This window comes from Anaerolineales bacterium, assembly GCA_037382465.1.
GTDB lineage: Bacteria > Chloroflexota > Anaerolineae > Anaerolineales > E44-bin32 > WVZH01.
Map to the genome: position 1 here is coordinate 23,422 of JARRPX010000036.1, position 20,487 is coordinate 43,908.

The window sequence follows — 20,487 nt, forward strand, 5'->3', positions numbered from 1 at the left end:
CCGTACGGCTAATGTTCTACACGTGATGTCTACACATGTCACGTATAGAAGGCGGTCAGGTTGGATTGTCGGCCAATTGGAATCTATGAACTCGAGATGTAGAACATCATTCTTTTACGTCCATATGATGGTCACACACCACCTGGACAGACTTCGATGAGCGTGTCGGTCCTTCCTATATCCTCAAGACGACATTTATGAGAAGCATCCCCCAAACTCCTAGCGATACAGGGCGCCAAAATTGGCGCAAGCCCGGAAGTCGGCGCCTTCACGATCTGCGGTGCCAAATGCGTTCCAGGCACTGGGGCGGAAGATTTTCTCCTCAGGCACATTGTGCATGTACACCGGAATGCGCAGCATCGAAGCCAGGGTGATCAGATCGGCTCCAATGTGTCCACAAGTAAACGCACCATGATTGGCGCCCCAGGCATTCATCACGGAGTAAGGATCGCGAAACACACCGTCCCCATTCGTGCGCGGCGCAAACCAGGTGGTTGGCCAGGTGGGATTGGTGCGGGAATCCAGGACGTCGTGGGTGTCGGGTGGTAGGTCAACGATATGACCCTCGACCAGCTGCAGCGCCGGTCCGAGACCCCGCACCGTGTTGATCCGGCACATCGTAACTGGCATCCCGCCGCGGGTCAGAAAATCGGTGGACCAACCTCCGCCACGGAAGTACTCCGTTACAGCGGCGCACCATTCGGTGGCTTCCAGGCATTTCAGCGCGTCCTCGGGAGTTACCTCCCACCAGGGTTTGATCGCCGGTATGCCGTCCATTTCTTGTTGACCGGTGCCATCCAACGCCGAAGGTCCGGAGTTAATCAAATGCAGCACGCCCTTCCCGGCGAGTCCCGTCGGGCGGTGCCCGGTGACGCGTTCGATGGCGTCCGGACTCCAATAGGTGCGCACGTCGGAGAAGATTTGAGCCGATCCGGTGAGTAGATGGCCGAAGAGCATGCAGACTCCGTTGAGGGCGTCGTTCTCGGTGGCCACGATATAGGGTTGGCGAATACCATTCCAATCGAAGGAGGAGTTGAGTACCGCTTCGAGAAAATCTCCATTGGGCATGAAATCTGTCCAGTGACGCTGACCTTGAAAACCTGCCAGGATCCCATTGTGTCCGAGCGCTTCCTCGCCAAATCCGATTTCAGCCAGACGGGAGTTACCGACCATCAGGTCACGCGCGATCATCGCCATCTTGACGGAAACTTCCCAATCCTTGTCTTTCTGTTCCTGGCTGCGCTGCTGTTCCGGCGGGTTTACGTCCCGGCCTTCTTGGCAGCTTGCCTTGACCCATTTTATGGCCTTCTCAAACTCAATCGGATCAAAAATACCTTCATCCAAGCGGCGTACGAACTCGACCATGTCGATCGATTCGACCCGCATACCCAGATAAGCTTCGAAGAAATCCTGGTCGACGATGGAACCCGCGATTCCCATGGAGACTCCGCCCATCGACACGTAATTCTTGCCCCGCATTCTTGCGACGGCCAGGCCGGCACGTGCGAAACGCAGCAGCATTTCCTGGACATCTTCGGGGATAGAATTGTCGTCCGAATCCTGAACTTCCCGGCCGTAGATTCCAAAAGCCGGAAGACCTTTTTGGCTGTGGCCGGCAAGTACTGCGGCAAGATAGACCGCACCGGGGCGTTCTGTACCGTTGAAACCCCAAACGGCTTTCGGGATCAGCGGATCCATGTCCATCGTTTCCGATCCGTAGCACCAGCATGGAGTCACCGTCAATGAAACCCCAACGCCTTCACGGACGAACTTGTCCGCGCAGCGAGCGGCCTCGGCAACACCTCCGATGGTGGTATCGGCGATCACGCATTCCACCGGCAGACCGTTCGCGTGGCGCAGGTTTTCACACAGGAAAGCTGCCACGTCGTTCGCCATACGCGTAGTCTGTCCTTCAAGTGATTCGCGCACGCCCTGCAGACGGCCATCGATGGTGGGGCGGATTCCTATTTTCGGCATGGAGCCAACGAGACGATTTGCGGGAGGGTTAATATCCATTTTCTACTCCTAAACAGTGCTGATTCTTGAGGGTTCTTCCACTGAAGAGCAGGGACTGCCGGTGATTATTGGATGGCTCCGAGTTCCTTCTCACAGAATCTCGCCATCCAAGGTTGCCCGAACGGAATGAAGCCCGTCTGAATGAGAGTATATTCTTACTGAACCCAGCTATCGAACGCTAGAGATTGAAGATTACGATCGCCACGCCCGCAGCGCTGAACACGATCCCGATGAGCAAAGTCCCCCATGCGCCGCGCGTCGAACCGGGCTCCAGAACGGCCTGGGACGGATTTTCGGGATTGTAATGGACGTTGACGCGCTGCCCGGTTTGATAGTTCAACTTCGCTTCCGCTCGGGCTCGTGTGGGATAATGCCACTTCGAACCGATGTTGACCTGATCGCTGCTGTATTGCTGCCCGCCGATCGAGTATGTATAGACCACATGCGGCGTGTATTGTCTGCTCGTCATGCCATCCGAGTCCGTCGACACACTCACCTCCACCGTAGCGTCGGCGACTCGTCCCTCGACGGCCGGCCAGGCTGCACTCGCCTTGCCCGTGCGATAATGCACGACGCCCCGTACGAGAGCGAACAAGCCGATCGCGGTGAAGACCAAACCGAAGATTAAACCCATTTTTCCTCCCCTCTCATCCGAAGTTGACGACCGACCATCTGCCGATAAAGCGCGTTCGAAACTCGCATTCCCTGCTGACGCCACACTGCGGAACAGGAAACTCAACGACGCAGATCGTGAGCAAATCCTGCCCATCCTCTATGGTGGACAAATCGAGCGACCCAACTCCGGAAGCGGTTCACCCGCCAAGATCCGGGAAGGCTCCGAGAAGCGCAGGGTGCACCAGTTTCCCGTCGCGCATGTTGAGTGATTCTCGATGACCCTCGGAGAGCGCGAGGAAAGAATCGAGACCCAATTTGGCGAGCTGCCGGCAGTACGGCAGGGTTGCGTGCCCGAGAGCCTGGCTGCTGGTTCGGCTCACCGCGCCGGGGATGTTCGCCACGCAGTAATGCACGACGCCGTCGACGAGGTACGTGGGATCGCTGTGGGTCGTGGGACGGCTGGTTTCAAAACAGCCCCCCTGATCGATGGAGACATCCACCAGCACGGCGCCGCGTTTCATCGTCCGGATGATTTCCCGGGTGATCAGGACCGGCGTTTTCCCGCCCGGAATAAGCACCGCGCCGACGATCAAGTCGGCGTATTTGGCGTGGTAGGCAATGGCGTGGGGATCGGAAAAAACCGTGGTGACGTTGGGCGGCATCACTTCTTCGAGATAGCGCAGGCGGTCGAGGTTGATGTCCATGACGATGATGTTGGCCCCCATTCCCGCCGCGACCTGTGTGGCGGCGGTGCCTACGACGCCGGCGCCGAGGATGAGTACGTTGGCCGGCTTGACGCCGGTGACGCCGCCGAGCAGGACGCCGCGGCCGTGCCGCTGCTTTTCGAGGGATTTGGCTCCCTCCTGGACAGACATCTTGCCCGCCACCTCGCTCATGGGCGTGAGCAGCGGCAGCCTGCCCTGTTCGTCCGCCAGGGTTTCAAACGCCACGGCCGAAATGCCCGATTGGAGACAGTCTTCCGTCAGCTCCCGGGAGCTGGCGAAATGAAAGTAGCAGAACAGGATCTGGCCTTTTCCGAGTTTGTCGATTTCCTTGGGCTGCGGCTCCTTGACCTTGAGGACCAATTCCGATTTTGCATAGATCGCTTCCCAGGAATCCTCGATGGTCGCTCCGGCGTCGATGTAATCCTGGTCGGGATAGCCGCTTTCGAGTCCGGCTTCCCGCTCGATCAGCACCTCATGACCGTCCTTGACCAGCAGCTCCGCACCTACCGGCAACATCCCGACGCGATACTCATCGGGCTTGATCTCACGCGGCACCCCGATAATCACATCGACCTCCTTTGTATATATAGTTTTAAGTAATTATAGGTTAATCTACAGGTCCAAGCCACGCAGGACACGAAAACGTCATTTCCGACAGCAATTGATGCTGAGAAAACCCAATTTACAGTCTACGCCGATGGATCATCCGCGGTCCGACGGCGAATCATCCGCCACAGACCCGAAAGAAAGTTCATGCGAGGCACACGTTTCACGTAATCCAGATATTCATCCCCGAACTTATTAATGCACGCCTCCTCCTCATCGTACGTATTCAAGTAGTATATCGGCGCGGCGATGAGCCCCAATACGATCACCGACCAGTGCCAGGTAATTAACGGCAGCGCAATGGCCATCAAAACGCCCGCAAGATACTGCGGGTGGCGCACGATTCCATAGATTCCACGATCGACCAACGCCGACGTCCGCATGTATCCACGTCCCTCCACACTTCCCAAGCGTCGAAACGTGTATATCGGCAGCCAGCCAAACAATCCCGAAAGCATGAGGATGAACCAGCCGGCATTCATGCGTAATTCATTACTCGCGGGATCGTGAAAGGCAATGGCAGACCCAATTTGCCCCACGGCGCCAATCGTAATGAGCACACCGGAAATCATCATTTTCTTATCGCGCATGAGTGAGCCTCCTTTCTTTCGTTCGATCTCAAACCCTTATACTGCCGCACTCAGCTTGCGCGGGACCGCCCCTTATATTTCCCGATCTTCGAGAAAATGATTGCCTACTGGAAGCGAGCCAGTATCTTTTTCACTTTTACCAGATGGTCTTTTTCGTAATGATGGATGTTGATCTCGAGCATTTGAACAGGCGTGATTGATTTGTGGTTCCAGAACCTGGCGGCCCACATCGATGCCGGGATTTGCATGCAGCGTTGAATGAACGCCTCGCCGTTGGTCACGAATTCAGCGAACACGGAGTCCCAGGGTTGATCTTTCCGCTTTTCGACCGAGGCTGCGTTGAATTTCGCCATACTCCCCCAGTATGCAGGCTCCTCACCGGCTTCCAGTGCATCCGCGATGTCGACGAAGTATCGATCCCACCCCGCAAGATGGGCGACGACGTCTTTCAAACACCATTGATTGAAGAGCCGTTCCGTTCGCTTCGAAGCGGGAATTTGCTGCAGGACGTCGATGAATTCGGTGCGGATTTCCTGGAACCGATCCAACAATTCGTCCATGACTTTGCCTCACTTCACATCCTGGTCGTAGGAGCGCAGGAGATAGTAATAGTATGCCATCACTTCCCTGGGGATATACAGCAGATCGCGCAGCCCCCAGTACGTGGCGTTGACGGAATACACCGGCGTCACGCCAAAGCGCTTCAGAGTCAGCTTCGTCCGGGGAACGTGAAAGTACTGTGTGATGACCAATACGCTGTGCATGTCGTTCGTCCGCATGATTCGAGAAGCGTTGCGCGCCGTCATGAAGGTGTCCGTTCCGCCGCTGTCGATGAATATACGCGCTTCAGGCACCCCGTGATCGGCCAGATAGGCCGCCATTACCTGCGCTTCGTCGTACCCTTCCCAACCCAAGCCGCCGCTCACGATCAGATACTCGAAATAACCCCGCTCGAACAGGTCCGCCGCCGTGTCCAACCGCGCGGTCAGACGATGAGAGGGCGTACCGTCGGTCTTGACTTTGGCGCCCATCACGAGAGCGACGTCCGCTCTCTGCAGTTCGTCCGTGACGCCGTCCCAGACGATGGCTATGGTGGAGACCGCTAAAAATGCGATCAGTCCGGCAAACGAAAATCTCCACAATCGGAACCTCAACAATCGCCCGGGCAAGTGAATAATCTTGCCCGCAACCCTGCCGATTCGAGTTCCGAGTCCGGACAACGCGTTACGCATCACTCAAGGCCAATTTCAGCGCCAATACCGCAAAGACCAGGGCAAAAGTGCGCTGCACGTATCGCATTGCCCTGGGGGAGTTCAACAGATAAGCACTGACACCGCTGGCCAGAATGCCATACAAAATGAAAATGATCAGGGTCATGAGCATGAAAAGCGCACCCAGGCCGATCATCTGCTGCGTGGGGGAAGATACATCCGCCGAAATGAATTGCGGAAGGAAAGCGAAGAAGAAAAGCGCCAGCTTCGGGTTGAGAAGGTTGATCAAGATCCCTCGAAGTATGATTTGGAATGCATTCTTGTTGCTCGCTTGGCCGTCCAATTGGATTGCGCCCGTATCCTGCCACATCGACCAGGCGAGAAAGAGCAGATACAACGTCCCGGTGATCTTCAAGATCTGGAAGATGACTGCGCTGTTATGCAGGATCACCGAGAGACCGAAAATACTGGCCGTCAGGTGCGGAACGATTCCCGCCGTGCAGCCGATTGCCGCTGCGATGCTCGCTCGCCAGCGCAGCGCAAGTCCCGTCGAAACGGTGTAGATGACGCCCGTTCCGGGAACGAGAACGACGACGAGGGAAGTGAGTAGAAACTCGGCATCGATCATCTGCGCACCCATCTTTTTCCGGCGGATGCAGACGTATTTGGCTGATATCGACAGCCGGCTGCTTTCAAAGTATTCGCAGCCTCGAGTTCAGGATAGTTGAAAGCAGAGTGAGTATATATACAGCGCAGCATCGAATCCATTCCCATGCCGATTTCACTCACGCCAACGACTTCTTCAGCTCCGCCAATTCTTCGGGATCGACAAGATACTCTTCCACGAAACCGCAATCCGTACAAGCAAATCGGTTGATTCTCGAATATCCAGTATCATGCAAACCGAAGGGATAGATTTTGGACATGAAAGATTCGCCAGCGAGTTGGACAATCTGGGTCGACTCGCATTTCGGACATCGCTTGTTGGTTTTCATCGGCCGGCTCCTGTGTATCGAATAAAGGCTAGGATATCACGCTTTATCGTTGCCGATCATAGGATGGAAATTCCCCGTTGATCCCTACGGAGGCACAAATGGAATCACGATCATACTCTGGAGGGGGAATTCCACTTCATGTTGTCGATGATTCTCCATACCCCACATTCAGCCGTTCACCGCTCGAGCTTCAGACGTAAGGATGGTCCTCCCCGTGACGGAATTCCTCCTGAAACTCTACTCCGTCTCAGCAGCCAATTGGGACCGTAGGGACTGACGATCCGAAGGCAGTCCGTAGAGTTCCATCAGATTGCTCTGGTACTCCCACAACGGATCGTGTGCGACCAGCGTACGCAGCGCCTCACGCTGCTCCGGCGATAACTCGTGGATTTGGCGAAGCGCCGGTTCCGGAGCTCCCCAAAATTCGATCTTGCGAACCCCGGTTTGCTTGTCTCTTGAGTACGCCGCGCCGGCCGATTGCGATACATCGCAGTTGAACGTCAAGTCCAACAGCAACCCCGCGGCACGAAGTGCATCATCCGGATCGCGCAGCAGACTCACAGCCTGCAAGAGCGCTGTGCGCGCTCGCTCGCCGCCCATTCCGGCCAGACTTTCCAGGCAAAACCATACCGGGGAGCCATCCCACCACAATAGCCAATAACGTTCCGCAACGGCTTTCCATGCGCTGCGTTCCTCCTCCGTCGCCTCGATGTGGTGTGGGCTTTTGCCCAATTGACGCAACGCCGTTATCACTTCTTCAACGGCTTCTGTTGGGGCATTTTCACGGCTGCGCGCAATCAGCGCGACGGCGGCGATGAGGCGTAGCACATCCAATTCACCGTCGTGCAGCAGCTCGGAAAAGAATTGTAGAGACTGGCGGTCAGCATCCATCAGATCGTGAAGCGCCCGCGCGACGGCGATACGCACCTGCCGATTCGTTGTCGTCGAAAACAAACGGAGCAAGCGCGGCACACTTTCCGACTTCCGGGTCGGCAGCTCGGAGATCGTCCCTAATGCTTCCAGCCTGAGATTTTCGTCTTCGTCTTCCGTCTCTACCAACTTCAAGAAAAGTTCGATCCCCTCCGCGACGGCTTCGTTCGCGGCGGTTACCCACCCCATTTCCTTCTTCAGCGCCGAATCGAAATCTTCGCCGCGTTTCTCCACAAGCTTCCGCAAATCCAGCATTTCATCGCCTTCGCGGTGATGAACGGCCAGATAGGAACTCCCGGTTGCCAGTGACGAGAGCAAGGTGAGCACACCGAGTCGATCCGGCGTTCGTTCGTCGGCCAACATACGCAGCAGGAATGGTACGGCAAAAGCCGAGGCTTCATACACGGTGCCCTGATGCCAGATGTTGCCAAACAATTGCTCGAACGCATCCTCGCGCACATCATCTTCCTCGCTGAGCAGCATGCTCAACAACGCGGGCACGTCCTCCGCCGTACCATAGGCATGTTGAAGCGAACGCCAATCAACCTCGTTCAGACCGGGTAGTATCTCGTCTACAAGCGAATTGGGGTGCCGCAGAAATCCTTCGCGCTTCTCAGATCGGGATCGGCGCGGCTTTTCTGGTGAGGCCTTCGCTTCCATCCCCTGGCGGAACGAAAGTAGGTTCTCCAGCGTCTTCCTGGTCATCTGGGTGAACACATCATCGGGGCCGAAATATGACTCTCTCACTCGTTGAATCTTCTCCCATATTTCATTACCACCGCCGGGTCCATATTCATAATCCATCAGGCCGGCAAGTTCCGTCAGCGCCATCAGTGAATATGGGTGCCCCTCACCGAGTGCTGCCACGTGAATGTCAGCGATGCGCTGGCAGATCGGAAGCACCGCGCTGGATCTATCCGACTTCTGCAGCGCGACTTCCAGCATCTTCAATGCGGGGACGAGATCGAGATGATCAGCACCCAAAACCTGTTCTCGAGCTTCGATAACACGCTGCAGCAGCTCCTGCGCTTCGACATACTCACCGGCGTCCAGGTGCTGCCGCGCTTTCCGCTCCAGTTCGGCGGCCATGTCCAATGTTTCTTGCGCCTTCGAAGTCAGGGGTGCACGCTTCATTTCGTCGCCAAGTTTGCCGACGAGATCGTGCAATTGTTCTGCAGCACGGTCCGCGTCGAGGTGCGCACCCGGCAAATAAGTCTGTCCCGCCGGGAGTTTGCCCGCCGCCGCATCGAATGCGGTCAAACAGGTATGCAGCGGCATGCTGTACAGCAGCGCCGTTTGGTCGCCCCGTTCGACGAGTGTGCCCAACACGGCCACCAGCTTTCGCAGCGTGCGGATTGTGGCGGGGTCCTGCGCTCCCAGGGCAGATTCGCGGACGATCAAGGCGTGGGTAAAATGCTGGCGGGCGGAAGCCGGATCTTCCATTTTCCATTCGACGTCGCCCAGGTTAAACAGCACCCAGGCCGTCTTGACATGCTCGACGCCGAAGACCTGTTCGTGTAATGCAAGCGACTGCTCGAGCAAACCTCGGGCATCGCTGTACCGTTCGAGATCCGCCAGCACGGCCGCCAGATTGTTCATCAACACTGCCGTCAAAGGATGCGTTGCACCGAGCACGCGTTCGCTCATTCCGAGCGCCCTATCGTACAACTCACGCGCCCGCTCGTACGTCGCAGAATCACGGGCCAGCTTGGCCGCCAGCGCGTTCAACGTCTCGATCGTACTGCGGTGATCGCCAAGGGCACGTTCACAGCGTGTCAGCGCTTCGCCGTGGATCTCGACGGCGCGGTGATGATCCCCATTGTGATAAAGGAAAACACCCAGGTTATTCAGGCTTTCTATCGTGTCGGGATGGTCGGGACCCAGGCTCGCCTCCCGAACAACCAACGCCTGGCGGACGAGTTCCAATCCACCGTCAATATCCCGTTGTCCAAAACGCACGCAGGCGAGGCCGTTCAGGACCTGCGCCGTATCGGCGTGCTCGCGGCCGAGGAGCGTCTCGCGGGTCGCCAGCGCCCTTTCCAGGAACCCCTGTGCAGCGGCATACTCCCCCAATTCGAACAGCGTAACACCCAAACCGCGCTGCGCCATTGCTGTGTGGAGGTGTTTCTCGCCATGGAGAGCAAGCAGATCACCCAACGCATGTTCGTACGCCTCACGAGCAGCAGCATAATCCCCCTGCTTGTAGCAGCGCTCAGCCTGATCCATAAGTTCTACAGCGTCCTCTGAACTCGAAGGCCCCTCAGCGAAGGTAGCCATGGGTGTGTATCCTCCCGGAATCCATCGTAATATCTACAACCAGCGCTGCCCCATTAGCAAATTTCAACCTCGCCGCAGGACAGGGAAGGAAATTTAGGGATGCGCTTCATTGTCAACGTTCAATCACGAACTTCATTCCAACGGCAGCAAATCCACGATCAACAACTCCGGCCGGCACAGGAAACGCAGCCTGGGCGCATTGCCACGTTCCATTCCGATGCCGCGCGATACGATCAAGTATTGCCCGGGTGCGATCTGGGTGATCCCGGCTGCCCAGGCGCGCGGCACTCTCGACAGCGTAAATATCGGTCCAATCAATGGAAGGCGTACCTGGCCGCCGTGGGTGTGCCCGGCGATCAACAGATCAGCATTCACCTCTCCCAAACTGTAGTCGGGTTTGTGCCCAACGGCAATATGATACTTGGCCTGTCCCGGCAGGGAGAATCCCGGATTACCCGAATCCGTCAATGTCATTCCGGTCAGCACGACCGGTCCCAGGTTCCGAGTGGAGGTGACCTCAATGGGTACGACGGGAGTTCCCGCAAAGATTTCATCCCAATCCCCCCAATCGACGTTCCCTCGAACGGCATACATACCTAACGGCGCTTCGAGCCCGGCGCGCAGCAAAAGTGCGTTGAGTTTCTCCTTCGCAGCGAGGTAATCATCTTCGTCGGATATGTGCAGATAATCCCCTGCAAACAGAATTAGATCCGGATGCTCATCAGCGACCAACTCGAAGACGTGCTGTTCATATTTCCCGGGACGATCCGTCTGCACATCGGCGATCACAGCCAGGCGAATGGGGCTTGCCAGTTTGTCGGTTCGAATGGTGACCCGCGTGGTTTTCAGCCAATGGGGTTCGATCAGGAATGCGTAGACACCAACCAGGACGGTGCAGATAGTGAGTACCGCGGACAAGCCAGAAAGCGATTTTCGATTTCGACGGCGGGCAACAATCGTCACGCCGATGAGAAAAATCGGATGATGCACGAATAACGCCCAGCATAACATCTGACTCTTTCCGAAGGCATCGATGGGACTGAAAAATGCCCCGACGAACGTCAAGGCCACAAGCGTCACGCCCAGTATGAATACGTGGAAAAAAGTGAGCTGCGTTTTCAGGCGCCAGAGAAAGGCTATCGCCCCAAGGACGAACGCCAGAGCCAACGTGTTATATACGATAACCGTTGAATTCACGAAAGCTGCTCAATTCGTTCGGAATATCGTCAGTAAATACACTGCGGACATCTGCTAATCCTGCTTGGGATGCGCTGCGAAAAAATCCCAGATCAATTGCGAAGCCGAGATGGTCATCGTGGGTTGAGCCGAGCCCGCTAAACCAGCCTGACTTCCGGGCCAGGAATGCCCACCACCAATGACGGTATACAATTCCACCACTGTTGAACCCGCACAGCCCGTCCAGGTTTCGTGCCGGATGTCGGCAAACGATTCCATTTGTGCCTCGGCGCTGCATTCGTCAGCCGAGACCCAGAACCCGATCGTATCTCGCACGGAATCGAAGTCTACGCGCACGAGCGCTTTGGGGCCGTATCCGCCCTCGTAGAGGACGTGCTGGTCGTCCGTGCCGTGGAACTCGATCACAGAAACGTGCTCCTGCGGTTGGCAGGCTGAAAAATTCAATGTTCCCGCCACGGGTGCGATGGCAGCGAATAGATCGGCAGCTTCACAAGCCAGACGATGGGACAGAATGCCGCCGTTGGACATTCCCGTGGCATAAATTCGATTGCCGTCGATGTCAACCAACGCTTGCAGATCCGCCACGATAGCCCGCACGAAACCGACGTCGTCTACGTCCGCCTCCTGAGCATATCCGCAGCATGCGCCGCCGTTCCAGGTCAGCAGTTTATCATCGCTCAAACGGCCGGTGCCGTTGGGATAGATCACAACGAATCCGTTGACATCTGCGACGTCGTTGAAACCACTCATGCGTATGGCGCTTTCGGCATTGCCCGTCCCGCCGTGGAAGACAAATACGAGAGGAACAGATCCTTCCCAATCGACCGACTCCGGAACGTACAGAATGTAGGAACGCTTGCGGCCCCCGTGGGTCAATGTGCGGGTGTTTTCCCCCGTAGGTGGATCAGTTGGATTCCTGGTGATCGTGGAAGCGCCGCGTGCACAGGCTAAGACTGTAAGCACGAGTAGGATGATCGGCAGATAATGTATTTCTTCGCGGGTAGAATGAAACGAATTACAATTGTTGGCGTTTCGATGGGATATCATGACGAATAGAATGCACCGTTACCTGCCTGATACGGCCGTTTTTCAGGATCTTCAGCCCAGAAAGCCTTTGAGTGGCTTCATGCGGCTATTCTTTATTGATATCGTCCCCACGGGACGATGTTTCCACCTTTCAACAACCCGGCTCACCCTCGTGGCCGCAGCAGTCCTGGCGCAGGACGATGCGCCGCCACAGGTTACGGGTGAGTTTCTGGATTTTGACCGGCCAGGGCATATCCTGCTTCATGTTGGTAAAGAAATCCGAAAGCGAAGGTCTTTGCGTCATACCCCACCTCTACACTACGTACGTCCTGAAATCGGGTCAAGGCCATCTCGCCCGACTTGAGTTACAATGCGGCACTCGTTACTGGATCGGGCAGCACTTTCTTATAGAACCAGGCGGCCAATAGAAGCCCCACGAAACACAAGGTCATGAATGGAATGGCTTCAACGGCGTTCACCGACCCGTCCTGAATCAGCGGCACCACGATCCAGGCAGGAATAGATATAAACATCATAAAGCCATGCATTACCCCGATGCTGGCCAGTAAATATCCCCAAGGGGAACGCCGCCAAAGTAGAACCGCAGCAGACAGCGCAAGTGGGACGATTAAACCCAAATCAAGTGCCTGTGACTCGAGCGTGCTTACACCCGCAAGTTCGGGGGGAAAGTTGTTGTTCACCGACATTGGAATGATGCGCCCTACCCACAACACGATCAGCATCGGCGCCATCAACACCATGTATCCGGTAAAGATTCGAATCGGAAAGTGCGCGCCGAATCGCTGCGGCAAACCGGCAACGTCGATGCGGCTCAGATTAACCATCAATCCGACAATGCTGAGGGCGAAAATCGCCACGTAGACCAGGAACAAGGGATTGAATACCATCATCGTGGCGTACATCAAATAGACGTAGAATAGTATGACAACATGCCTGCCAGAAGCAATCGCCCACGGAGTGATTTCCGGCTACTCAGAAAGATACCGGTCACTAACAAAGGCACCGCGACCAGCAAATTGATGGCGTCCCAGATCATTGCTTCACGTGCCAGCGAGGCTTGATCATATCGATACAAACCACTTCCCTGGAATACCGCAGAATCTCCACGGATGGTGACGTATTCGATCGCGGATTCCTGAGTACGATAATATAATCCGGTCACAGCAGCAATGAGCACCAGAACAAGAATCAATACGACGTTAGACTTATCGATCTTCTGCATCGTATTCCTTTCATTTTTCGGCTGCAATCCTGCCTCATCGCATGCCTTTGAAGACGCTGATAAAGTGGTCAAACGATCATGTAGAGTTTCTTTATATCTGGAAGACCCTCACGATAGGCCCCGACGTACCGAATATCAGACACTTCGGTTTTGGATCAGTTCGGACACCGTACTCAATGTCGGTAGCGCAGGGATCGCACCGCGCTTCGTCGTGGTCAGCGCGCCGACTGCGTTGGCGAACACCAATACATCTTCGAGAGCCGCTTTGTCTTTCCAGACATCGGGCCGACGGACCAGACCCATCAGCATACCGGCGACGAATCCGTCCCCCGCGCCCGTCGTATCGATGGCGTCGACCTGGAAGCCGGTAACGCGGTGATCCGCCTTTTCGGTGAAATAATGGCAGCCGTTTCTCCCCATGGTGACCACGAGCAGCCATAACGCTGGATGCCACAACTGCTTCACCGAACGGGCCAAGTCCCCCTCTCCGGTGAGAAAGCGCAGCTCCTCCGCGCTGGCCTTGATGATCTGCGCATGTTCCCATCCCAGCATCATTCCCTTTCGAGCCGCCTCTTCCGCCGGCCAAAGCGGTAGACGCAGATTGTGATCATAGGAGATCACCAAGCCTGCCTCCTGGGCAACCTCTACGGCATGCAACGTCGCACTTCTACTGGGATCTCCGATCAAGCTGATCGAGCCGTAGTGGAACAGCTTTGCCCGGCGGATCGCATTCGTATCCACCTCGACGGACTCGAAAAGCATGTCTGCGCTGGGATGGCGGTAGAACATGAAGTCCCGCTCACCATCAGCCGTAAGCGAGACGAAAGCCAACGCCGTTCTCGCATCTTTCGAGAAGACCAGGGGCGTAGTGTCCACCCCGTTTTCAATCAGCTTCTGCGCCAGAAATCTGCCGAATTCGTCATCGCCCACCTTGCCCATGAAGGCAGAAGAAACACCCAGGCGGGATAATCCCACAGCGACGTTCGCCGGCGCGCCCCCGGCTGCTTTCTTGAATGCCGGTGCATCCACGAGGGAAACGCCCGATTCCGTAGACACGAAATCGATCAGCAATTCGCCCATGCAGACGACTTCAGCCATCGTTCACCGCCACCGAACGCAAACCTCCACTGTCGATTGGAACCACTGGTTTTGAGCCAATCACCCGACTCTGATTGCGTGGACGTCGATAAAGCAGGATCACGTTTCGCTTACTTCTTATACGCTACGTAAATATCCGTTTCGATCTTCTGGTCATCCACGTAAAACGCATGAACGAAATAGAGATTCCCCGCCGCGTCGAGTGTGGGCTCACCCGAAAGGTCGGATACGATCAGTTCCGGTTCCGACCACTCACCATCGATCAGGCGTGACCGGAAGACCTCCGGTCCTCCGTTGGCGACACGAGTAAACCAAAGCTCGCTCCCATCGACCGATACGTACGGCTGCATTTCCACAGCCTCGGTGTTGACCGCCTCGATGTTGATGGGATCGGCCCACGTGTCACCGCTTCTGGCGGTCACCCAGATGTCGTAGCCGCCCATCCCGCCCGGGCGATCGGAGCTGAAGAAGATGGCGTCGCCGAGTACGTGCAGTTCCCCGAGCTGAATCTCCTTCATTAATCGATCCCCTACGTACTGCCAGTCTGTCCATTTTCCATCAATCCACTCGGCGGTAAAGACATTCAGGCCGGAGTATCCTTCCCTCGCCGAGCCGAACCACATCACGCTGCCCTGGATACACACTGCGCCGTCGAGCGCGAGTTCACCGGGATCCTGCAGCCACACCCGCGTCGCTTCGCTCCATGTATTTCCGATTTTGTGGGAGACCCAGATGCCCGACACGCCGTCCAGCAGCTGCTCTTCTGCGGGCGTATTCGCATCCGGCGTGAAAAAGAAATACAGCGAAGTCCCGTCCGGAAGGATGAAAGGCGAATCCTCCACGCCGGCGGTGTTGATCGAGTCAGGCAGTGGAACCGGCTGTTCGTATTCAGCCGAATGGAGAATCGGCGGATGTTGATCGATTTCGGGCCTTATTTTGACGGCGCCGCCGGGGATTGCTGCCCGCCGGTCCAACTCGGGGTGCGCTGTAACGGGTGGGCTGCTTTCACCGCAGCCTGAAAGCACCAAACTCCCCACAAGTAACGTGACGATGATGAGGCGATTCAACTCCATTCGCTATCCTGATATCTTCGAACAGCAGCACATTCAATCCGTGCTGCGCCGAGAACTCGACCGTCGCGCTTCAAACTTTGCGATACGGATTCTCGTGCGGATAACAACACAATACACAATCTTGAAACTTGACGCCACAAAAATAGCGGCAAATGGACACATTTTTTATCGCACAGCGATGTTCCGTGGCGCCTTCCACCTCATTCCAAGGACAACGATCTTGTTCCCAACTGATTTCGTATTCCGGGGTTACGAGATCGATGTCCATGTTCGCCCCATCGAGGCTTCGGATTTCATCATTCATGTTCGAATCTCCATCCGTCTGGCTATGATTCAGGGAGTTCCACCTGGATCACGACCCGGCTTCGTGCCTGGCGCTCGACATCCGCGCTGACGGGCTGACCATGAGCATCGAGTGCTACGTCGAAGTACCTGGCGTAGTTCGGCGCACGCTGCAAGTATTCCGTCAGCGCCGCCGCCACGCCGCGTTCATCCTCGATCACCTGCCCCTTACCGGTCACTTTCCGGCCACACAGCCATATAGTGACCTCGCGGCCGCCGCGCAGATTTCGCCACCACGTTCGAGTGTGCAGGCTGATGATCGTGAGTTCGTCCCCTCGGTGCAGATAATTCACCGGTGTAGTGTACTTTTTACCCGTTTTCCGGCCGGTTACAGTGATGAGCAAGATGCTCTTGCTGAACATGACGTGCAGGGGCGAACGCAATATAAAAGAGATAAATCCATTCCCCAACCGGTTGAAGAAACGCCGCAGCCCCAATTACCTATCTTCCTTTCGCGAAATTCGTCCTTGCTTACCGATATGTATAGATATCTACAATCGAGCATCGTTCAGATGACTTGTTTTTGTTCCGCAGATAGAGTTGCAGGCTTATATAGGAGTACGACCACGATCGCCCAGATCATCACGATAACACTCAGAATGATGGCAGCCAAACCCTCACCGGCGTTCGAAGCCGTGATGAAATCGAAAGAGCCGTGCCACAGCAATAATATCAACACGCTCCCCCGACTGCTGTTGTACAGCCAGGTAAACACGATCGTGCCCGCCGCCAAGCTCAGCAGCCAACCGATAATGAATGAGCTATCCAGGTTGTAAAAGAACATCGGCCAATGCCACAACGCCCACAGGATCGTCAGGATCAGTGAGGCCGCTAATGCGCTGCGATTTCTCTGCAGCCGAGGCAGGGCGAATCCCCGCCAACCAATTTCCTCGCCCAAACCGAACGTGAAAATCCACAGAAGCAGCGCCGTCCCCGGATACAAATGCGGAAGAAAATGGACTTGTCCCAGAAGGTTGAAGTCCTGCCAACTCCCCTCAATAACACGCCGGACGACGGCAACCAAGGCAAAAAGCCAGAGAGGAGAAAACGCAACAATCCACCAGATGGGTCTCACCCGCCATTTGATTATCCGGGAAAACAGCTCTTTCAACCCGTCCCGTCCATTAACCAACCAAGTCATGAACAGCGCGGCCAAGGCGGGACCGTATGCGTACAAGTAGTGCAAGGAAAACGGAAGACTTAAATGGATGACCCCCTGCGCTTCTAGCGCGAGGGGCACTCCAACGACCCAGGAAAAACCATACGCCAGCAAAAAATAGCCGATTAACTCGTTCTGTCCCGCCAACGCACGAAGTGCCTTCATTAATACCTCCCCGCCGTTCAATTTTCCGTCGATTGTCATCGTGCTGCCTACTGGAAATCGGAACGGATGACGGACGGCCTTATAACCCGCTCCTCGGCACCGCCACTTCGAGGTCCGAAAGCGGATAGGACGAGCATGGATGAATAAAACCGAACTGCCGATCCGCCGCCCTCGTTCCGTCGCCATCCGGATATACAAATACATCACCGGAAACGAGCAGCGTGTGGCAGACTCCGCACGTCCCCGAGCGGCACTCGGACGGCGGGGCCAATCCTGCCCGCTCCATGGCCACGAGCACCGTTTCCGCCGCCAGAGCGGGTATGACCATCGTGAGTCCGCCAATCCTGACCGTTAATTCAAAACTCTTATTTACCGCCGTCCGTGGAAAGCCCGGCGCATTGCTGACGTCGCGCGCCTCGCCGTACACTTCGTTGCGGATGCGTCTGGGGGGCAGCCCGAATGCAGCCAGCTCCTGCCGGACAAAATCGTACATCGCCTGGGGACCGCAGATGAAGAATGTGCTCTCGTCCACGTCGGCGTACTTTCTAATCAAGTCGGCAGTGATGAATCCTTGCTCGCAATCGGGCAGCGGCGCTTCGTCGCAGCTCAGCACGTGTACGACCTTGATCCTGCCGGCCGACTTCGCTTCAAGTTCACCAAGCTGTTCGTAGAACACGATGTCGTCCTTATCGCTGCTGCCGTAGAGCAGCAGCAATTCGGCATTCATATCCCCGTAGATGATTTCCCTCGCCATCGAGCAGAAAGGAGTAACTCCCGAACCGCCGGCCAGCCCAACGATCTTGTTCCCGTCCCGAATGGGCTCGTGATAGAACCGGCCGCATGGACCTGAAGCCACGATTTTGGTCCCGACGTTCCAATTGTCCCAAACGTGCGAGGTGAAGAATCCGTCGTCGATTTTACGGATGGTGATGTCGTAAAAACCGTCGGCGCCCAATGCCTCGCGAGGTGCGGAGGAGATCGAATACGGCCGGGCGATTCTGACCCGATCGATATCGGCCTTCAGGCTTAGGTACTGCCCCGCTCGGAAATACGCCAATTGCCGGGTGTCCGATTCGGGATCGGGTACCAGGCGGAACGTCCTGGTCGATTTGGTTTCGTCGTGAATTTCGCTGATCAACAGGTTCTGGCGTTTCGGATGAAGCTGCGCGGCCAACTCGTTCACCGGACCCGGATCGACAGGTTTCGACGGGGCCGCGGCAAAGCGCTTACCGCGCGAGGAGCGTAAGCGGATGAAACCGAACAAATCTCGAAGGGATCCCTTGACGCTGATCTTCATGCTGCCCCTCCCCTTGCTTTCATCTCGCGTATCGTCAGCAGCGCACCCACCTGGCCCGACAAGAAACTGCTGCTGTACCCCAGGCAGCGGAAAGCGGAACCACCGCTGAACTGCAAACCGCCGATATGTTGGTCGTCCGACAACATCATCATGCGCGGCAGCAGTGAGTCCCACGGTTCCGGTTCGTAGCCGTAAATATTGCCGTCGTAAGATCCCGTGTATCGGGCGAAGGTCTGGGGGGTCGCCACTTCGAATTCCTCGATGTGCTCCCGCAGCGAGGCGCCGGTGGCGCACTCGAAATCGGCGATCAAATCTGCGGCAATCTTGTTTTTCATACGGACGTAATCCTGCGGTTTGACGTCGTGCCAGGCTTCCGGCCGGTAGAGCGTGGTGATGAAGACGATCGACGTGCCCGGCGGCGAACAATCCGGAATGGCGTTGTTCAGGCATACCACGGCCTGCAGATCGGGGGCGTCCAGCGTTCTGAACGATTCGTAGCCGGCCGCGGTATTCATGCTGCGGTAGACCAGATAGCTGTATTCCCGCAGCCCGATCTCCTCCGCTGGAGCGTCCAATCCCAGGTAAACCACGAAGCCGCTGAGGCCTTGCAGTCGAGCGTTGCACTCCTGCAGCGCGATCGCAGGAACCTCGGATTTCGGATGGATCAACTGGTTGTAAACGAGCGTCGGGGACGCATTGGCAACAACGTATTCCGTTTCGATGCGGTCCCCATGAGAAGTCACCACGCCGACGACCTTTCCGTCATCGACGAGTATCTCTTCGGCGCGCGTGTTGTACTGGATGTCGCCGCCCAATTCACGGATTCGGGCATCGAAGGCCAGCGCGATCTCGTGCGAGCGCTGACGGGGAATCCAGGCGCCGAAGGTGATGAACTTGATCAACATACCACCGAAGATCGTGAAGTTGGCACGATTGGTGGGCACCCCGATGTAGGACCATTGCGCGTGCATGATTTTCCGTGCCTGTTCGGGGACGTCGAGCGCCTCGGCCACCTGATCGACGGTGTACGGCGCGGTCTTGAGGAAATTGGTGTGCCGGCTGAGCAGGTGCTTTCGATCGGGATTGCCGCGAGACTTGCCCACGTAGGCAAGTCCCTCCAGGACCTCCTGGCAGAGCCCGAGGTACTTCGTCACAGATTCCCTGCTGCCTGGAACTTCTTCTTCGAGCGCATCGACGAAGGCGTCCACGCCGTAGGGCATGGTGACGTCCAGCGCCTCTTCGGGATCGGTGAGGATCAGGCGAAACGCCTCGGGCACTTCGACCCAATCCAGGTAGATGCCCAGTTCATCCTCGAAAAATTGGCGTACGCTGCCGCTGTTCGTGGGGGATCCGATGTCGGCGAACTGATGCAGGGAAACTTCGAACTCGAACCGGCCGCGGCGGAAGCTGGAGGCAAAGCCGCCCGGGATGTTGTGCTGCTCCAGGAGCAGAATGCGCTTCCCCGCCACCGCCAGGCGCGCCGCGGAGGCCAATCCGCCGTTTCCTGCGCCGACGACGACGCAGTCGTATGCCTGCTGGATTTGTTGTGATCGGGATCCATTCGCCATGGAATCTCTCCTTCGTCGAATAAGAACGTCGGACTTCTTTCCGAAACGTCGATGATATGTTGCCGGAATTATATTCGCTCGTTCATATGCATTCCTTAATCGTTAACAAATAGGGTATGAAGTAAAGAAATTTTCAGTCAAGTCACTAATCCTTGACCGATGATAAATCAACCCCATCATAAACCTCGAACACCAGCCAAAGAATACATGGCAATATTGGAAGTAAATATCGTGATCCTTCCCAGACTCGAAAATCGAAACCGCTTCCAACCAATTCTCCGACCGAAATAAAGAGTAAGGGAATGAAGAGAAGCCCAGAATACCAAGCGTGATGTAGCGAATATACCAGTTAAT

General features: G+C 56.2%; 20 protein-coding genes. All 20 read right to left on the reverse strand.

Annotated elements, in window-relative coordinates; translation table 11 throughout:
- Nucleotides 1-219: 219 nt before the first annotated feature.
- Nucleotides 220-2,016, reverse strand: a complete 1,797-nt coding sequence (locus tag P8Z34_10365; GenBank protein MEJ2551076.1) for an L-fucose isomerase — start codon at nucleotides 2,014-2,016, stop codon at nucleotides 220-222.
- Between the two features lie 178 nt (nucleotides 2,017-2,194).
- Complete coding sequence (locus tag P8Z34_10370; protein ID MEJ2551077.1) at nucleotides 2,195-2,650, reverse strand: DUF3592 domain-containing protein; 456 nt, start codon at nucleotides 2,648-2,650, stop codon at nucleotides 2,195-2,197.
- Between the two features lie 178 nt (nucleotides 2,651-2,828).
- Nucleotides 2,829-3,923 carry an alanine dehydrogenase gene (gene ald / locus P8Z34_10375; GenBank protein ID MEJ2551078.1) on the reverse strand — a complete coding sequence of 365 codons (1,095 nt, stop codon included), beginning with the start codon at nucleotides 3,921-3,923 and terminating at the stop codon, nucleotides 2,829-2,831.
- A 122-nt stretch (nucleotides 3,924-4,045) separates the two neighbouring features.
- A complete protein-coding gene (locus P8Z34_10380; protein MEJ2551079.1) occupies nucleotides 4,046-4,552 on the reverse strand; it encodes an isoprenylcysteine carboxylmethyltransferase family protein in 507 nt (168 codons plus the stop codon).
- A 104-nt stretch (nucleotides 4,553-4,656) separates the two neighbouring features.
- Complete coding sequence (locus P8Z34_10385) at nucleotides 4,657-5,112, reverse strand: maleylpyruvate isomerase N-terminal domain-containing protein (protein ID MEJ2551080.1); 456 nt, start codon at nucleotides 5,110-5,112, stop codon at nucleotides 4,657-4,659.
- A 9-nt stretch (nucleotides 5,113-5,121) separates the two neighbouring features.
- Complete coding sequence (locus P8Z34_10390) at nucleotides 5,122-5,694, reverse strand: YdcF family protein (GenBank protein ID MEJ2551081.1); 573 nt, start codon at nucleotides 5,692-5,694, stop codon at nucleotides 5,122-5,124.
- Nucleotides 5,695-5,776: 82 nt separating this feature from the next.
- A complete protein-coding gene (locus tag P8Z34_10395) occupies nucleotides 5,777-6,403 on the reverse strand; it encodes a LysE family translocator (GenBank protein ID MEJ2551082.1) in 627 nt (208 codons plus the stop codon).
- Between the two features lie 145 nt (nucleotides 6,404-6,548).
- Nucleotides 6,549-6,758, reverse strand: coding sequence for a hypothetical protein (locus P8Z34_10400; GenBank protein MEJ2551083.1), 210 nt, complete (start codon nucleotides 6,756-6,758; stop codon nucleotides 6,549-6,551).
- A 237-nt stretch (nucleotides 6,759-6,995) separates the two neighbouring features.
- A complete protein-coding gene (locus P8Z34_10405; protein MEJ2551084.1) occupies nucleotides 6,996-9,965 on the reverse strand; it encodes a tetratricopeptide repeat protein in 2,970 nt (989 codons plus the stop codon).
- 132 nt (nucleotides 9,966-10,097) lie between these two features.
- A complete protein-coding gene (locus P8Z34_10410; protein ID MEJ2551085.1) occupies nucleotides 10,098-11,162 on the reverse strand; it encodes a metallophosphoesterase in 1,065 nt (354 codons plus the stop codon).
- A gap of 54 nt (nucleotides 11,163-11,216) precedes the next feature.
- Nucleotides 11,217-12,125: a PHB depolymerase family esterase gene (locus P8Z34_10415; protein ID MEJ2551086.1), complete on the reverse strand. Its 909-nt coding sequence runs from the start codon at nucleotides 12,123-12,125 to the stop codon at nucleotides 11,217-11,219.
- A gap of 214 nt (nucleotides 12,126-12,339) precedes the next feature.
- Nucleotides 12,340-12,492 carry a hypothetical protein gene (locus P8Z34_10420; GenBank protein ID MEJ2551087.1) on the reverse strand — a complete coding sequence of 51 codons (153 nt, stop codon included), beginning with the start codon at nucleotides 12,490-12,492 and terminating at the stop codon, nucleotides 12,340-12,342.
- Between the two features lie 61 nt (nucleotides 12,493-12,553).
- Nucleotides 12,554-13,099 carry a hypothetical protein gene (locus P8Z34_10425; GenBank protein ID MEJ2551088.1) on the reverse strand — a complete coding sequence of 182 codons (546 nt, stop codon included), beginning with the start codon at nucleotides 13,097-13,099 and terminating at the stop codon, nucleotides 12,554-12,556.
- Between the two features lie 11 nt (nucleotides 13,100-13,110).
- Nucleotides 13,111-13,458 carry a hypothetical protein gene (locus P8Z34_10430; protein ID MEJ2551089.1) on the reverse strand — a complete coding sequence of 116 codons (348 nt, stop codon included), beginning with the start codon at nucleotides 13,456-13,458 and terminating at the stop codon, nucleotides 13,111-13,113.
- Between the two features lie 108 nt (nucleotides 13,459-13,566).
- Complete coding sequence (locus P8Z34_10435; protein ID MEJ2551090.1) at nucleotides 13,567-14,529, reverse strand: PfkB family carbohydrate kinase; 963 nt, start codon at nucleotides 14,527-14,529, stop codon at nucleotides 13,567-13,569.
- A 110-nt stretch (nucleotides 14,530-14,639) separates the two neighbouring features.
- A complete protein-coding gene (locus tag P8Z34_10440) occupies nucleotides 14,640-15,602 on the reverse strand; it encodes a hypothetical protein (protein ID MEJ2551091.1) in 963 nt (320 codons plus the stop codon).
- A 326-nt stretch (nucleotides 15,603-15,928) separates the two neighbouring features.
- Entirely contained in the window at nucleotides 15,929-16,381 is a 453-nt protein-coding gene (locus tag P8Z34_10445; protein MEJ2551092.1) for a nitroreductase family deazaflavin-dependent oxidoreductase, read from the reverse strand.
- A gap of 71 nt (nucleotides 16,382-16,452) precedes the next feature.
- Nucleotides 16,453-17,268, reverse strand: coding sequence for a type II CAAX endopeptidase family protein (locus P8Z34_10450; GenBank protein ID MEJ2551093.1), 816 nt, complete (start codon nucleotides 17,266-17,268; stop codon nucleotides 16,453-16,455).
- Nucleotides 17,269-17,347: 79 nt separating this feature from the next.
- Nucleotides 17,348-18,565, reverse strand: coding sequence for an iron-sulfur cluster-binding domain-containing protein (locus tag P8Z34_10455; GenBank protein MEJ2551094.1), 1,218 nt, complete (start codon nucleotides 18,563-18,565; stop codon nucleotides 17,348-17,350).
- Nucleotides 18,562-20,133 (reverse strand): NAD(P)/FAD-dependent oxidoreductase, encoded by a 1,572-nt coding sequence (locus P8Z34_10460; GenBank protein ID MEJ2551095.1) that lies wholly within the window; start codon nucleotides 20,131-20,133, stop codon nucleotides 18,562-18,564. Before P8Z34_10460 ends, P8Z34_10455 begins: the two co-directional genes overlap by 4 nt.
- Nucleotides 20,134-20,487 lie beyond the last annotated feature (354 nt).

Excerpts from the sequence above, each read along its gene's own strand:
- P8Z34_10365 (MEJ2551076.1), bottom strand. The coding sequence starts at position 2,016 with ATGGATATTAACCCTCCCGCAAATCGTCTCGTTGGCTCCATGCCGAAA.
- P8Z34_10370 (MEJ2551077.1), bottom strand. The coding sequence starts at position 2,650 with ATGGGTTTAATCTTCGGTTTGGTCTTCACCGCGATCGGCTTGTTCGCT.
- P8Z34_10380 (MEJ2551079.1), bottom strand. The coding sequence starts at position 4,552 with ATGCGCGATAAGAAAATGATGATTTCCGGTGTGCTCATTACGATTGGC.
- P8Z34_10385 (MEJ2551080.1), bottom strand. The coding sequence starts at position 5,112 with ATGGACGAATTGTTGGATCGGTTCCAGGAAATCCGCACCGAATTCATC.
- P8Z34_10395 (MEJ2551082.1), bottom strand. The coding sequence starts at position 6,403 with ATGGGTGCGCAGATGATCGATGCCGAGTTTCTACTCACTTCCCTCGTC.
- P8Z34_10400 (MEJ2551083.1), bottom strand. The coding sequence starts at position 6,758 with ATGAAAACCAACAAGCGATGTCCGAAATGCGAGTCGACCCAGATTGTC.
- P8Z34_10405 (MEJ2551084.1), bottom strand. The coding sequence starts at position 9,965 with ATGGCTACCTTCGCTGAGGGGCCTTCGAGTTCAGAGGACGCTGTAGAA.
- P8Z34_10420 (MEJ2551087.1), bottom strand. The coding sequence starts at position 12,492 with ATGACGCAAAGACCTTCGCTTTCGGATTTCTTTACCAACATGAAGCAG.
- P8Z34_10425 (MEJ2551088.1), bottom strand. The coding sequence starts at position 13,099 with ATGATGGTATTCAATCCCTTGTTCCTGGTCTACGTGGCGATTTTCGCC.
- P8Z34_10435 (MEJ2551090.1), bottom strand. The coding sequence starts at position 14,529 with ATGGCTGAAGTCGTCTGCATGGGCGAATTGCTGATCGATTTCGTGTCT.
- P8Z34_10440 (MEJ2551091.1), bottom strand. The coding sequence starts at position 15,602 with ATGGAGTTGAATCGCCTCATCATCGTCACGTTACTTGTGGGGAGTTTG.
- P8Z34_10450 (MEJ2551093.1), bottom strand. The coding sequence starts at position 17,268 with ATGAAGGCACTTCGTGCGTTGGCGGGACAGAACGAGTTAATCGGCTAT.
- P8Z34_10455 (MEJ2551094.1), bottom strand. The coding sequence starts at position 18,565 with ATGAAGATCAGCGTCAAGGGATCCCTTCGAGATTTGTTCGGTTTCATC.
- P8Z34_10460 (MEJ2551095.1), bottom strand. The coding sequence starts at position 20,133 with ATGGCGAATGGATCCCGATCACAACAAATCCAGCAGGCATACGACTGC.